Source organism: Nitrospirota bacterium, assembly GCA_040757595.1.
In the GTDB taxonomy this organism is placed as follows: Bacteria; Nitrospirota; Nitrospiria; order Nitrospirales; family Nitrospiraceae; genus JBFLWP01.
Genome location: JBFLWP010000011.1, coordinates 109,804 through 123,466, shown reverse-complemented (window position 1 = coordinate 123,466; position 13,663 = coordinate 109,804). Strand labels below are relative to the sequence as shown.

Below are 13,663 nucleotides of genomic sequence, written 5' to 3'. Positions count from 1 at the left end.
TTTACGGTCTGTTTGGCGGATTTGTGCTCCTCGATGATGCGGGCCGCCTGGTCGCGGGGGACCTCCTCGTAGGCGTGGAACTCCATCGCATAGCTCCCCCGCCCGCCCGTGATCGAGTTCAGGACCGGCGTGTACTTGAGCAACTCCACCAACGGCACGTGGGCCTTGATGGTCTGCGAGCTGCCCTTGGCCGTGACGCCCAGGATGCGCCCGCGCTTGGCGTTCAGGTCCCCGATCACCGCGCCGACCGCGTCGTCCGGTGTCGAGACTTCCACGGTCATGATCGGCTCCAACAGCACCGGGCTCGCCGACTCCATCGCCTTCTTGAAGCCCATCGAGGCGGCGATCTTGAAGGACATTTCCGAGGAGTCCACCGTGTGGTAGGAGCCGTCGTAGACGGTCACCCGCAGGTCCACGACCGGGCAGCCGGCCAGGATCCCCTCGTGCATGGCCTCCACGACGCCCTTCTCGACGGCGGGGATGAAGTTGCGCGGGATGGCCCCGCCCACGATCTTGTTCTCGAACTGGAAGCCCTGCCCGCGCGGCAGGGGGTCCAGTTGGAGCCAGCAGTCCCCGTACTGGCCGTGGCCGCCCGTCTGCTTCTTGTACTTGCCCTGCGCCTGGGCCGTCTTGCGGATGGTCTCCTTGTACGGCACCTTGGGCGTGTGGACGTTCACCTCCACCCCGTACTTGCGCCGGAGCTTCTCGAACGTGACGTCCACGTGCAACTGCCCCATCCCGCTCAGGATCATCTCCTTGGTCTCGTTGTTGCGGACGAACTCCAGGGTCGGATCCTCCTCCACGAGCTTGTGCAGCCCGAGGCTGACCTTCTCGATGTCGGTTTTGGACTTGGGCTCCAGGGCGAAGGACATGACCGGCTTCGCGAGCTGCAGGCCGGGGTAGACGACGGGATGGTGCTCGTCGCAGAGCGTGTCCCCCGTCTGCGTGTCCTTGAGCTTCCCGATGGCCCCCACCTCCCCGGCGCCGAGCGCGGGCACCTGGATGTACTTCTTGCCCAGGATCAGAAAGAGGTGCCCGCCCTTTTCCTTGACCGTCCGGTTCGGGTTGTACAGGGAGGAGTCCGCCGCCAGCGTGCCGGAGCAGACCCGCACGTAGCTGAGCCGCCCGACGAAGGGATCGATGATGGTCTTGAACACGAACGCGGAGAGCGGCTCCGCGGGATTGGGCTGGCGGGTGACCGGCTCGCCAGTCGTCGGGTGCGTGCCGGTGATCGGCCGCTGCGCGGCCCGCTCCTCCGGGGACGGCAGGTAGGCCGCCAGCGCGTCCAGGAGCACCGAGGCGCCCACGTTCCGCACCGCGGACCCGCAGAGCACCGGCACGAAGCTGCGCGCCAAGGTCCCGGTGCGCAGCCCGAGGACGATCTCCTCGGTGGTCAGGTCCCCCTCGGCCAGGTACTTCTCCACCAGCCGGTCGTCCGTCTCCGCTACCCCCTCCACCAGCTTTTTCCTGGCCTCCGCCGCTAGGCCGGTCAGGTCGGCGGGGACCGGCCCCTGCTGCACTTTCGGACTGTCCTTGCCGGAGCGGTAGGCCGCGTTCCCGACCAGGTCCACCACGCCCTCCAGGCTGGCCTCCGCCCCGATCGGCAGGGCCGCCGGCAGGCCCCGGAACTCGAGCGCCTTTTCGCACTCCTCCAGCACGGGGCCCAGCGAGGTCCGCTCCTTGTCCAGCTCGTTCACGAACAGCAGACAGGGCAGCTCCAGCTCCTTGATCGTCGCCCAGATCCGCTCCAGCTCGGTGCGTACCCCGGAGGAGGCCCCGACGACGATGAGCACCCCGTCCGCCGCGCGCAGGACGGACTTGGCCTCCCCGAGGAAGCTCAGGGCGCCCGGCGTGTCAATCAGGTTGAACGTGGTGCCCTTCCACTCGAAGTGTGCGACCGCCGAGCTGACCGACACCTTGCGGTGCGCCTCCTCCGGCTCGAAGTCGCAGACCGTGTTCCCCGCCGCCACGGAACCCATCGCGGGGATCACCCCTGCCGTGTACAGCAGCGCCTCCACGAGCGAGGTCTTGCCCGCCCCCGTGTACGACACGACGGCAACGTTTCGGATCGCCTTGACGTTGGATGGCTTCATGAGACCCCCTTCAATCAATTCCGGATGACGACGAACTCCCCGGCTGGACGAAGACGTGAATGATGAGGCCCTGTGATGCCCTGTGCCCGTGAGGGAGCAGGAATGACGGGAGCACGCACCGGCCCCGGCGTCTTGAGCGCTTCGACCAAGTCCGCCCAGAGGTTGGCCGGGTCCTTGTCGAAAATGCTGAAGGAGTCGGCCGGCACGACGGCCCAGGAGCCCCCGGTCAGCTCCGCTTCCAACTGTCCGGGCGCCCAGCCGGCGTAGCCGGCGAAGGCCCGGAAGGTCTCCGTCGGCTCCGGCTTCGTGATCACCTGCGTCAGCGTCTCCAGGTCGCCCCCGAGATAGATTCCCTCCATCACCGAGCGCGAGTCCTGCGGCGCCTTGGTCACCCGGAACAGCATCAGGATCCCGCCCGGTTGCACCGGCCCGCCGGCAAACAGGACGTAGGAGGTTCCCTTGAGCACGGAGATCTGCGGCAACGCTTCCGACAGGAGCAGGCCGGTGGGACGGTTGAGGACGACGCCCAGGGTCCCTTCAGGACCATGCTCGCAGATCAGGATGACGGACTGGAGAAAGTTCGGATCCTGCAGGGCGGGGCTGGCGACCAGAAAGACGCCCTTGCCGAGCGGTGCGGGCGAGGCGGCGGAGGCGCTTCCGGCTGAGCCTAGCCAGCAGCAGGCAAGGAGGACCCAGCACAGGGCCACAGGCCACGGGCCGGCGGAACGTCCAGAGCTTACATGGCCGGGGCGAGGCTGTCGGCTGGCCATACCCGCTCTCCCCTGGTTCCTCCCCTCCCCTGTCCGAGGCTCAGTCGGAGCGGCGGACAGGCACGGGGCTCGGTGCTGGCTGCTGGTTGGGTGTATATAACAAAACCGTCCGGGTCGAGCAAACGGTTTCACGCCCGTCCCGGCTCTGAGTCCGACCGGCGGCCGCGGCGGCCCGCGCCGCGCCTGCGTCCGCCCCCGGTTTCCGGCAGCGCGCTCCCGTCGCCGCCGCGCTCCAGCCAGCCCTCGTCGGCGAAGCTGACGTACCGGCCGTCCCCGATCACCAAATGGTCCAGCACCGGAATCCCCAGTACGTCGCCGGCCGCGATGAGCCGCGCGGTCAGGGCCCGGTCCTCCGCGCTGGGCTGGGGATCGCCGCTGGGATGGTTGTGCAGAAGGATCACCGCCGCCGCAGATTCGCGCACGGCGAGGTTGAAGACTTCCCGGGGGTGGACGATGCTGAGCGTGAGGCTGCCGCGGGACACGGTGGCGTCCCGCAGGATCCGGTGCTTGGCATCCAGCAGGACGATCTTGAAGACTTCGTGGCGGAGGTCCCGCAGCAGCGGATAGTAGTGGCGGAAGAGGTCCCGGCTCGACCCGATGCAGGCCCGGGTGGCCAGCGGTGCGGCCAGGACCCGCCGGCCCAGCTCGATCCCGGCTTTCAGTTGCGCGGCCTTGGCCGGCCCGATGCCGGGGACGCGGCAGAGCTCGTCCACCCCGCGGTTCGCAAATCCCTGGAGCCCTTGCAGCCGGTCCAACAGCTCCATCGCCACCTGCACGGCCGACGAATCCGGACGGCCGACGCGCAGCAGGATCGCGAGGAGCTGGGCGTCGGAGAGGGCCTCCGGCCCTTCCCGGATGAGCCGCTCGCGCGGACGTTCCGCCTCAGGCCATCGGCTGATTCCACCTCCCCGGTCTGCGGCAGGCACCATCCCCTCCTGTGACGCGAATCACTCAGCAAAGTGACGATTTTTGGAGTCAATCCCTTGACATCAGGGAAAATCCCAATCCCCGGAAAACATCGTAACTGATTGATATTTAAAATTAAAACACAAGCAATGGCTCAAATGGTCCAAGAATTGCTCTACGGTTCCACCTGTCTAAGCTGGCGACACCAAAGGAGGTTTCCTTATGGAATGTCCCAAGTGTAAGGGGTTGATGATGTTGGAGCGGTTCTCCGACTTCTTCCTCATCTTCTACGCCTGGAAGTGCCTGAACTGCGGTTCGATCATTGACCGGACCATTTCCATGAACCGCCGGAAGAGCCTCCTGGCCCCGACCATGCAGCCGGTGACCACGCGCTAGCTCGACCTCCCGCCCCTCTCGCGGACTCCCGCCCCTCCCATCCGTCCGCACGACGTAGCGCAGGCCGGGTCTGCCCGTCGGCCCGGGCATTATAGCGCGCCTCTGCCCCACTCAGTCAAAGCGGCGGACCAGCCGGCCGTCCCGGCTCCTCGACTTCGGTCCCTCCGATCCGGCCCGCGCACTCCTCGCGCGCCTTGACGCTCGGAAAAACCTCGTGATAGCCTGCCGCCGAGCTCGAGCGAAAGGACGACGGCATGCGCGTCATCGCCGGCTCCCACAAGGGGCGCCGGCTCCTCGGACCGGGCAAGACGCAACTGCGGCCCACCTCGGACCGGGTCAAGGAAGCCCTGTTCGCCATCCTCGGCCCGACCGTCGTCGGCGCGCGTTTCCTGGACCTGTACGCGGGCACCGGCGCGATCGGCATCGAAGCCTTGAGCCGGGGGGCGCGGCTGGCCACCTTCGTCGAGCGACACCAATCGTCGCTGCGCATCCTCCGCGCCAATCTCGCACGGTGCGGCCTGGGCGCGGCGGCCGACGTCCGGGCCTGCAGCGCGGGCCAGTTCTTCAAACAGGCCCGGATGGGCGTCCCGCCCTACGATTTCGTCTTTGCCGATCCTCCGTACGGCGACGCGCGCTCCGCGACCGAGCTGTTGCCATCCCTGAGCGCGAGTGCTATCATTTCCTCCGACACCACGATCGTGTTGGAACATTCCAGCAGGGTGACGATCCCGCCGCAGATCGGCCGCCTCAGCAGGACGCGCCAATATCGCTACGGAGACACCACGCTGTCAGTGTTCAGACTGCAGACAGAGGAAGCTCCCGCCCCATGAAGACAGGGGTCTACCCCGGCACGTTCGATCCCATCACCCACGGCCACACCGACATCATCGCCCGGAGCCTCCGGGTGTTTGACCGGATCATCGTGGCGGTGGCGCCGAATCCGAGCAAGCGGCCGCTCTTCGACGTTGCCGAGCGGGTGGAGATGGTCAAGCTCGTGACGAAGGAGTTCCCCCACGTGACCGTGGAGGCGTTCGACGGCTTGCTGGTGGACTACGTCCGGCACCACGGCGCGCAGGCGGTGATCCGGGGACTGCGCGCGATTTCTGACTTCGAATACGAGTTCCAGATGGCGCTGATCAACCGCAAACTCGACAACCGGTTCGAAACGGTGTTCTTCATGCCGAGCGAGGAATATTCGTACCTGACCTCCAGCATCGTGAAGGAAGTGGCCGGCCTGGGCGGGGCGCTGCACGACTTCGTCCACCCGGAAGTGGCCGGGCGGCTGCGGGACCGTCTCCGGAGGGCCCCCCGATGAAGCTGGCTGCGCGCGCGGGCCGCATCGTGCCCTCCCCTACGCTGAGCATCACGGCCACGGCCAAGGCCATGGCGGCCCAGGGCATCGACGTCATCGACTTTGCCTCCGGGGAGCCGGATTTCGACACCCCCGAGCCGATCAAGGCGGCGGCGGAAGCGGCGATCAGAGCCGGCTTCACCAAGTACACGGCCTCCTCCGGCATCGACGAGCTGAAGAGCGCGATCCTCGACAAGCTCAAAGCCGATCACGGCCTCACCTACGAGAAGTCCCAGATCCTCGTCTCCTGCGGGGCCAAGCACACGCTCTACAACCTGGCCCAGGCCCTGCTCGAAGCCGGCGACGAGGTGGTCATCCCCTCCCCGTTCTGGGTGTCGTACCGGGACCAGGTGCTGCTGAACGACGCCACCCCGGTCCTGCTGGAGACCAGCGAAGCGGACGGGTTCGCCGTCCGCCGGCCGATGCTGGAGGCGTGCCTGTCTCCGCGGACCAAGGCCGTCGTCGTCAACAGCCCCGGCAACCCCACCGGGGCGACCTACGACCGGGCCACGCTGGAAGCGATCGCCGAGGTCGCGGTGCGGCACAACCTCGTCATCATCTCCGACGAGATCTACGAGAAGATCCTCTACGACGGGGCGACGCACGTCAGCATGGCCAGCCTGGGCCCGGAGGTCGCCGCGCGCACCGTGGTGGTCAACGGAGTCTCCAAGGCCTACGCAATGACCGGCTGGCGCATCGGCTACGCAGCCGGCCCCAAACCCCTGATCACCGCCATGGCCGACATCCAGAGCCAGAGCACCTCCAACCCGGCCTCCATCTCGCAGAAGGCCGCCGTGGCGGCGCTCCGGGGCGGGGGCGCCTTCACGCAGCGGATGGTCGCCGAGTTCGACCGGCGGCGGCGCGCGATGGTGGAGCGGTTGAACAAGATTCCGGGGGTGAGCTGCCGGATGCCGACCGGCGCGTTCTACGCCTTCCCGAACGTCTCGGGACTCCTGAGCCGGCGCCACGGGGGCGGCACGATCGCCTCGCCGGCCGACCTGGCCGCCTACCTGCTCCAGGAAGCCCAGATCGCGGTGGTTCCGGGAGAGCCGTTCGGGAGCGCTTTCCACATCCGCCTCTCCTACGCCACCAGCATGGACGCGATCGTCCGGGGGCTGGACCGGATGGACGCGGCGATCCGGAAATTGGCCTGAACCGGTTCCGCCGGCCGTGGGACCGGGACGTGCCGTCCGTCGGCTTGACTTTGCCGTCCGCGGTGTTATGTCAAAAAACGACCGTGCCGGCTGGTCCGTCACCGACCGGATGATGAGGTGAATTCGTGCCGATCTACGAATATCTCTGTCAGAGCTGCCGGCACCGGTTCGAGGTGAGGCAGAAGATCAGCGACCCGCCGGTCTCCAGTTGCGCCCGGTGCGGCCAACCGGTCAGCAAGGTGATCTCGCCGCCCGCCATCATGTTCAAGGGAAGCGGCTGGTACGTCACCGACTATTCCGACAAGCTGAAGCCGACCGGTCAGGCCGAGGCGAGCGGAAAGCCAGCCAACGGCCAGGCCGAGAAGAAGGAACCGGCTTCCGCCCCGGCCACCGCCCCGAGCGCGCCGGCCTCACCGTCCGCAGGGACCGGCTCAGGCACGGCGGCTTCTTCCTCCGGGACGGCCTCCTCCCCACCCGCCAAGTCCACGTAACGCGGATCGCCTCACGTCGCCTTCGTCGTCTTCTTCTTCGTCGTCTTGCGCGGCTGCTTCTTGGGCGCGGCCTTTTTCTGGGCCGGTTTGGCGCCGGCCTTCACCGAGGGCTTCCCCAACTTGGCCGTCTTGGCCCGCTCAGCCGCCAGCTCCTGCTCCAGTCCGGTCGCTCGGGCAATCAGTTCCTGGTTCAGTCGGGCGAGCTCATCCACGCGGGCCTGCAGCTCCTCCTTCGCCTTCATCGTCTCCCGGAGCTGATTTTCCATCGAGGCCCGCTCGGCCGTCGCCGTCTGCACTTCGGTCCGCAACTGCTCGATCTGGGCCTGCAGGGCCGGCGGCCAGTAATCACACCCGCTCAGGATGAAGGCCATCCCCAACAGCCAGGCAAGGCCCGGCCTCGCTGCGCCCCTCAGCTTTCGCTCCATTGGCTCCCCCCTTCTTGTTGGTGATCGGTGCGAGCGGTCCTCTTGGCTCCCGATGGGCCGAGGCTCCCTCGCGCGACGTCCTCAGGGCTCCAGCCTCAGCCCGGCTTCCCCGAGGGCCGTTGCGAGGCGATCCCGCTTGATCATCCCTTCCCGGAGCAACCGAATCGGGCCGGTGGCGTCCACCACCGTGGACGGGGCCTCCCCGGCCGTCGGCCCGCCGTCGAGGATCAGATCCACGTCCCGCCCCAGGATGGCCTCGACTTCCCCGGCCGTCCTGGCCGGGGGCTGACCGGTCTTGTTCGCGCTGGTTCCCGTCAAGGGCCCGGTCCGCAGCAGCAGCTCACGGAGCAGGGCCGAGGCCGGCTGCCTGATCCCGATCGTGCCGGTCCCGCCGGTCAAGGCAACCGGCAGGGTGTAGCGGGCCGGCAACACCAGCGTGAGCGGGCCGGGCCAGAACCGGTCCATGAGCAGCTTGGCACTGGAGGGCACCGTGGGCACGAACGAGGACAGGATCGCAATGTCCGCGATGAGAACCAGGATCGGCGGCCCGTCCGCCCGTCCCTTCATCGCCGCCACGCGTCGGACCGCGGTCGCGTTCGCCGGATCGGCCCCCAGCCCGTAGAAGGTCTCGGTCGGCATGGCCAGCACGCCGCCGCGCCGCACCAGGTCGGCTGCCTGTTCCAGCACGGGGACGACCGGGTCGCCGGCTGAATCCGTGAGTTGCAGCGTCCGCGCCACGGGACCTCGATCCCGACCGCCTCAGGCTCCGGCTTTCAGCGCGCGGGCCGCGATGTCGGTTCGCATGTGGCAGCCTGAAAAGGCGATCGTCCGGGCGGCCCGGTAGGCCCGTTCGCGCGCGACCGTGAGCCGGGGACCGACGCCGGTCACGCCCAAGACCCGCCCGCCGGCGGTCACGACGTCGCGGTCCTGTCGCTTCGTGCCAGCGTGGAAGACCGTGACGCCCGGCACCGCCTGGGCCTCCGCGAGCCCGGTGATCGGCAGGCCGGTGGCGTAGGAGCCGGGATAGCCGCCGGACGTCAGGACCACGCAGACCGCCGCCTGGTCGTGCCACTCGACTTCGATCTGATCCAGCCGGTGCTCGACCACCGCCATCATGACCTCCACGAGGTCGGTCTTGAGCAGCGGCAGGACGACCTGCGTCTCCGGATCGCCGAACCGGGCGTTGAACTCCAGCACGTAGGGCGTCCCGCGCACGACCATCAGGCCCACGTACAGGACCCCGTAGTAGGGGCTTCCCACCTGGGACAGGGCGCTCACGATGGGACGCAGCACGGTCTGGACCACGGCCGCCTGCAAGGCTGGCGAGGCCAGCGGCGCCGGGGCATAGGCGCCCATGCCGCCCGTGTTGGGGCCCTGGTCGCCGTCGTTGATCCGCTTGTGGTCCTGGGCGCCGACCATCGGCACGACCGCCTTCCCGTCCGTAAAGGCCATCACGGTCAGCTCCTCGCCGTCGAGAAACTCCTCCACCACGACCCGCAGCCCGGCCTGGCCGAACGCCTGTTTCTCCAGCATGTCGGTCGCAGCCTGGCGGGCCTGTTCCCTCGTCGCGGCCACCACCACCCCCTTGCCCTGGGCCAGCCCGTCCGCCTTCACGACGACCGGCAAGGGATGCCCGTCCAGATAGTCCAGCGCCGGCTCGAGGGCGTCGAAGGTTCTGGCGGTCGCCGTCGGAATCTTGTGGCGGACCATGAGGTGCTTGGCGAAGGTCTTGCTGGACTCGATCTGCGCCGCCCCCTTCGTCGGTCCGAAAATCTTCAACCGTTCCTTTCGGAATTCGTCCGCAATGCCCCGCGCCAGAGGCGCCTCCGGCCCCACGACGGTCAGGTCAATCCCCTCCCGGATCGCGAAGGTCTTCAGCCCGGCGATGTCCTCGGCGGCGATGGGGACGCAGCGGGCCGTCTGCTCGATGCCGGCGTTGCCCGGGGCGCAATAGACCCGGGAGACGCGCGGGCTCTGCGCGATCTTCCACGCGAGGGCGTGCTCGCGTCCCCCGCTGCCGATCACCAGCACTTTCACAGGTAGGCCTTGGGTGATGGGTGATGGGTAATGGGTGGCGAGAGGAGGATCAGCGATGAGTGGTCGGAATATGCAGAGAAGAAGCTTCCGGAGAAGGGCCCGACCTGATCACGCATCACGCTTCACGTGTCACGGCCGTTTAATGGCGGAAATGCCGCATGCCGGTCAAGATCATCGCCAGCCCATGCTCGTCCGCTGCCGCGATCACCTCCTGGTCCCGGATCGAGCCGCCCGGTTGGATCACGGCCGTGATCCCCGCCTGCGCCGCCGCGTCCACCCCGTCCCGGAACGGGAAGAAGGCGTCCGAGGCCATCACGCAGCCTTTCACCGGCAGCACCGCCTTCATCCCGGCCAGCTTGACCGAATCCACCCGGCTCATCTGCCCGGCGCCGATCCCGACCGTCTGGCCGGGCCGGGCATAGACGATCGCGTTGGACTTCACGTGCTTGCAGACCTTCCAGGCGAAGGCGCAGACCGCATACTCTTCCTCCGTCGGCTGGCGCTTGGTCGGCACCTTGAGCGCGTGCAGGTCGCCCAGGGTCCCAAAGTCCCGGTCCTGCACGATGAGCCCTCCGACCAGCTTCTTGAGATCCAGCCCGTCGCGGACGGTCAGCGTCAGGGGCCCGATGTCCAACAGCCGCAGGTCCTTCTTGCGCTTGAGCTCGGCCAGCGCGTCCTCCGCATAACCGGGCGCCACGACCACCTCCACGAAGGTCGAGGTGATCTCCTTGGCCGCGGCTAGGTCCACCGGCTGGTTGAAGGCGATGACGCCGCCGAAAGCCGACACTGGATCGGTCTCACGGGCCTTCACGTAGGCTTCGACCGGACTGGCTCCCAGAGCCACCCCGCAAGGATTGTTGTGCTTGACGATCACGGCCGCCGTCCCGTCGAACTCCTTGGCCAGCTCGAGCGCGGAGTTGGCGTCCAAATAATTGTTGTAGGACATCGCCTTGCCGTGCAGCACCTTGGCCCGTGCGACGGAAGGCTCCTTCGCGCCCAGCTCCCGGTAGAAGGCCCCCTGCTGGTGCGGGTTTTCCCCGTAGCGCAGCATCTCCACCCGTTCGTACTGGAGCGAGAGGATCGCGGGAAACTTGGCCGACTCGCCCGCGGCCTGCTTCTCCAGATAGCCGGCGATCAGGCTGTCATACCGGGCCGTGTGCTGGAAGACTTTGGCCGCCAGCTCCCGCCGCAGCGCCGGCGTGACCGACCCGGCCTTCAGGGCGTCCAGCACCTTCGTATAGTCCGCCGGGTCTACGACGACGAGCACGTCCTCATGGTTCTTGGCGGCGGAGCGGAGCATCGAGGGCCCGCCGATGTCGATGTTCTCGATGGCATGGTCGAAGGTACAGTCCGGCTTGGCGATCGCGGCTTCGAAGGGATAGAGGTTCACCACCACGACGTCGATCGGTCCGATCCCCTGCTGCTGCATCTCGGCCGCGTGCTTGGGGTCCTTGCGGCGCCCCAGCAGGCCTCCGTGGATCTTGGGATGGAGCGTCTTCACGCGGCCATCCAGGATTTCCGGCGAGCCGGTATAGGCGGCCACGTCGGTGACGGCTACGCCCGCGTCCCGCAGCGCCTTCGCCGTGCCCCCGGTCGAGAGGATCTCGGCACCCAGAGCCGCCAGCCCCTTGGCCATCTCGACGACGCCGGTCTTGTCCGACACGCTGATCAACGCCCGCTTGATCGCAGCCATGACTGCTCCTTCGAAGAAGCTAATAGCCAACAGCCGTCAGCCATCAGCGAGAAAAACTGCGTGCCAGAATAGCAGATGCCTTCCGGAAGTTTCAAGGCGAGATCAGGGGCCTGAGAGGGAGCGGAGCAACTATTGCGCGCGCTCGACCAGACGGCCGACGCCCTTGCGGAGAAGATCGGGACTCGCCAGCAATTGCGGCGTCTGCTCGTTGTTGAACTGCTTGCGGGCGACCTTCTGGACCCGCGGCTTCACGTACTCGTAGAGCTCGGCTAGGTCGATGGTGCCGTCCTTGTTGAGATCGCCCTCCCCCTGCAGACCCTTGAGGAAAAAATAGGTCAGGAGCCCGTGGCCCTTCTCCGAGTAGGCACTGGAAATCTGATCCCCGGCGCTGGCGGACAAGACCACGGTCTTTCCGCCGGCCACGATGGCATTCTCCACGGAGAGCACCATCGGCTTGGCCCCTTGTGCAAGGACCGACCGTCCGCCTGCTCCGGAGAAACAGGAATCCAGCACGACCGTCACGTCCTTGGCGGGCAACTTGTCGAGCGCCGCATAAAGCCGTTTGAGCGGATAACCGGTCTTCTCCACAAAGGTCGGATCGCCGTCGTAGGGCACGAGGTACGCCTCGCCGGTCTTTGGGTTCGGCGCGCCATGCCCGGAATAATAGATGAAGACCGAGCTGTCGTTCTCCACGTTGTTCGGCAACCACCCTTCGAAGTATTTTTCCAAATCCGTCTTGGCGGCCTTGGCGTTAACACGCACGATCACGTTTTCTTCCGGATACCCCAGAACCCTGGTCAGATACTCGCCCATGAGGGTTGCATCCCGATCCGCAAAGTCCGCCTTCGGAAGCTTCTCCCGATACTGCTCGATGCCGACCACTACGGCATATGCGGACTTTTTTGCGGACACCTTTACTGCGCGCACATGATCGACATCGCTGTCCGGGATCGCCGGACCAGGCGGAGTAGCTGGCCGCTCAGCGATCATAAATTCGGCCTTGGCCGTGTTTAATTCAGCCAACTTTACCGATCCACGCAGGGCGGATTCCAATTTGTTGACCACTTCATCCGTAGCGTTTTGAATGGCCATGCCCATGTCAAGAGAAAGAGAGGCAACCCCTTTGACACGAATCAAATCGATTTGCTCATTGTCAGATTTCAAAAACATGGTGTTCACATCAATTGTTGCGCCCTCAAAGTTTGAATTCGGAAATTTCGCGTAAATGTCAAGGATAGCTACCAAGTCAGCGCCGACGGTTCTTGCATCCTCGGCCCTTTCGATCTTGATAGCCGTCTTGAAATTCCTCTGGAAAACAGCGGCGATGTCTTGGAATGTATTCTCGGCGATGGGGGCAACCCAGTTTTTCAAGCCTCCAGAATACAACTTGTGCGCATACTGGATGGCGTTTTTCGTGTTGTCCGAGAAAACCAGCCCAAGCGTCAGATTTCTATAGGAAGTGTCAGCCTTAGCTAACGTGACAAACGGGTCTCGACGTTCAGGAGGCATCACACAACCAGAGAGCATTACCACCAGACTGGTCTGCAATACCAGGGCAAGCGCTTTGCGGAGTGTGCGGCGAGTCATATTTGGCACCTGTCGTACGGAAGGATGGACAAATGCGAGAAAGGATGGGTGAAGTCTAATCCAGCGAGAGGTCCCCGTCTGGAAGGACGGGGGTGTGAGCAAGGTCCGGCGGGTTTGCCGCCGGACAAGCGCAGCTTGAATTCTGAGAGTGCCACGCCCGGTAGGGCGTGGGAATCTACACTCGTCGAGAGAAAAGCAAACACAGGTCATACCAGCCGAGCCAGTACCTCAGAGGGAACCCGTTTTCGCAACTCAGGGTAGGCTTCCAGCAGCCGCGCGATGTCGGCCTGATCCTTCTGCCGCTTGCTCGGCTGTCGCTCGGAGTCCACCACCGCCCACAGCTTGCCTTGCAGCACGTCTTCCGGACTTGCCACGGGCAGACTCAGACCCAACACATTCTTGACCGTCGCCCGACCCACGAACGAAAGATACCGGGGATCAGTCTGAATCTGGACGCGCAAGTCCGATCCGGGAGCGGACACGTTGAGACCATGGGGGAACGGCTCAATCCTAAATTTTCGCTCCAACAGCCGCTCGGCCTCCGCAAGTTGGTCCACCGCTTAATGAGCGAAGTCTAGGCCGCTTCCCCAGGAAAAGCAAGGCGCTGACCCGGATGGAACGGATGCCCGCTGAGGCGTGCGGCACGGCGGGAACCTGCACGTTGAGAGCATGTGAGTGCCGCGAGCCGTTCTTCTAAATCCGATGAGGCGAGCGGCCAACGGCAAGGCTGAGAAAACCAGCCTGGCCGACGCATCACGTC

The 13,663-nt window shown here is 66.0% G+C and carries 13 protein-coding genes and 1 pseudogene; 5 read left to right on the top strand and 9 right to left on the bottom strand.

The window, feature by feature from the left end; genetic code table 11:
• The 3 genes and pseudogenes from fusA to radC all read right to left on the bottom strand — a co-directional run.
• On the bottom strand, positions 1-2,093 hold a 2,093-nt coding region (gene fusA, locus AB1411_11565), incomplete at its 3' end, for an elongation factor G (protein ID MEW6544236.1).
• A 14-nt stretch (positions 2,094-2,107) separates the two neighbouring features.
• A complete protein-coding gene (locus tag AB1411_11560) occupies positions 2,108-2,800 on the bottom strand; it encodes a YqgE/AlgH family protein (GenBank protein ID MEW6544235.1) in 693 nt (230 codons plus the stop codon).
• Positions 2,801-3,096: 296 nt separating this feature from the next.
• Positions 3,097-3,792: pseudogene (gene radC, locus AB1411_11555) on the bottom strand (DNA repair protein RadC).
• Between the two features lie 199 nt (positions 3,793-3,991).
• Here radC and AB1411_11550 point away from each other — a divergent pair.
• From AB1411_11550 to AB1411_11530, 5 genes are all read left to right on the top strand, one after another.
• The gene (locus tag AB1411_11550; GenBank protein ID MEW6544234.1) at positions 3,992-4,165 is read left to right on the top strand and encodes a hypothetical protein; all 174 of its coding nucleotides are present in this window, start codon (positions 3,992-3,994) and stop codon (positions 4,163-4,165) included.
• A gap of 254 nt (positions 4,166-4,419) precedes the next feature.
• Positions 4,420-4,995 carry a 16S rRNA (guanine(966)-N(2))-methyltransferase RsmD gene (rsmD, locus tag AB1411_11545; GenBank protein MEW6544233.1) on the top strand — a complete coding sequence of 192 codons (576 nt, stop codon included), beginning with the start codon at positions 4,420-4,422 and terminating at the stop codon, positions 4,993-4,995.
• Positions 4,992-5,480 (top strand): pantetheine-phosphate adenylyltransferase, encoded by a 489-nt coding sequence (gene coaD / locus AB1411_11540; protein ID MEW6544232.1) that lies wholly within the window; start codon positions 4,992-4,994, stop codon positions 5,478-5,480. The genes rsmD and coaD overlap by 4 nt, the downstream gene beginning before the upstream one ends.
• Entirely contained in the window at positions 5,477-6,670 is a 1,194-nt protein-coding gene (locus AB1411_11535; protein ID MEW6544231.1) for a pyridoxal phosphate-dependent aminotransferase, read from the top strand. Before coaD ends, AB1411_11535 begins: the two co-directional genes overlap by 4 nt.
• A 125-nt stretch (positions 6,671-6,795) precedes the next feature.
• Positions 6,796-7,161: an FmdB family zinc ribbon protein gene (locus AB1411_11530; protein MEW6544230.1), complete on the top strand. Its 366-nt coding sequence runs from the start codon at positions 6,796-6,798 to the stop codon at positions 7,159-7,161.
• A gap of 11 nt (positions 7,162-7,172) precedes the next feature.
• On the opposite strand, the gene AB1411_11525 is transcribed toward AB1411_11530, so the two are convergent.
• The 6 genes from AB1411_11525 to AB1411_11500 all read right to left on the bottom strand — a co-directional run bounded on the left by AB1411_11525 (position 7,173) and on the right by AB1411_11500 (position 13,460).
• A complete protein-coding gene (locus AB1411_11525) occupies positions 7,173-7,586 on the bottom strand; it encodes a hypothetical protein (GenBank protein MEW6544229.1) in 414 nt (137 codons plus the stop codon).
• Between the two features lie 81 nt (positions 7,587-7,667).
• On the bottom strand, positions 7,668-8,324 hold the full coding sequence (locus tag AB1411_11520) for an L-threonylcarbamoyladenylate synthase (protein ID MEW6544228.1): 657 nt from the start codon (positions 8,322-8,324) through the stop codon (positions 7,668-7,670).
• Between the two features lie 21 nt (positions 8,325-8,345).
• Positions 8,346-9,623 carry a phosphoribosylamine--glycine ligase gene (gene purD / locus AB1411_11515; GenBank protein MEW6544227.1) on the bottom strand — a complete coding sequence of 426 codons (1,278 nt, stop codon included), beginning with the start codon at positions 9,621-9,623 and terminating at the stop codon, positions 8,346-8,348.
• A gap of 139 nt (positions 9,624-9,762) precedes the next feature.
• The gene (purH, locus tag AB1411_11510) at positions 9,763-11,316 is read right to left on the bottom strand and encodes a bifunctional phosphoribosylaminoimidazolecarboxamide formyltransferase/IMP cyclohydrolase (protein MEW6544226.1); all 1,554 of its coding nucleotides are present in this window, start codon (positions 11,314-11,316) and stop codon (positions 9,763-9,765) included.
• A 129-nt stretch (positions 11,317-11,445) separates the two neighbouring features.
• On the bottom strand, positions 11,446-12,903 hold the full coding sequence (locus AB1411_11505) for a caspase family protein (protein ID MEW6544225.1): 1,458 nt from the start codon (positions 12,901-12,903) through the stop codon (positions 11,446-11,448).
• Between the two features lie 206 nt (positions 12,904-13,109).
• The gene (locus AB1411_11500; GenBank protein ID MEW6544224.1) at positions 13,110-13,460 is read right to left on the bottom strand and encodes a nucleotidyl transferase AbiEii/AbiGii toxin family protein; all 351 of its coding nucleotides are present in this window, start codon (positions 13,458-13,460) and stop codon (positions 13,110-13,112) included.
• Between the last annotated feature and the right edge of the window lie 203 nt (positions 13,461-13,663).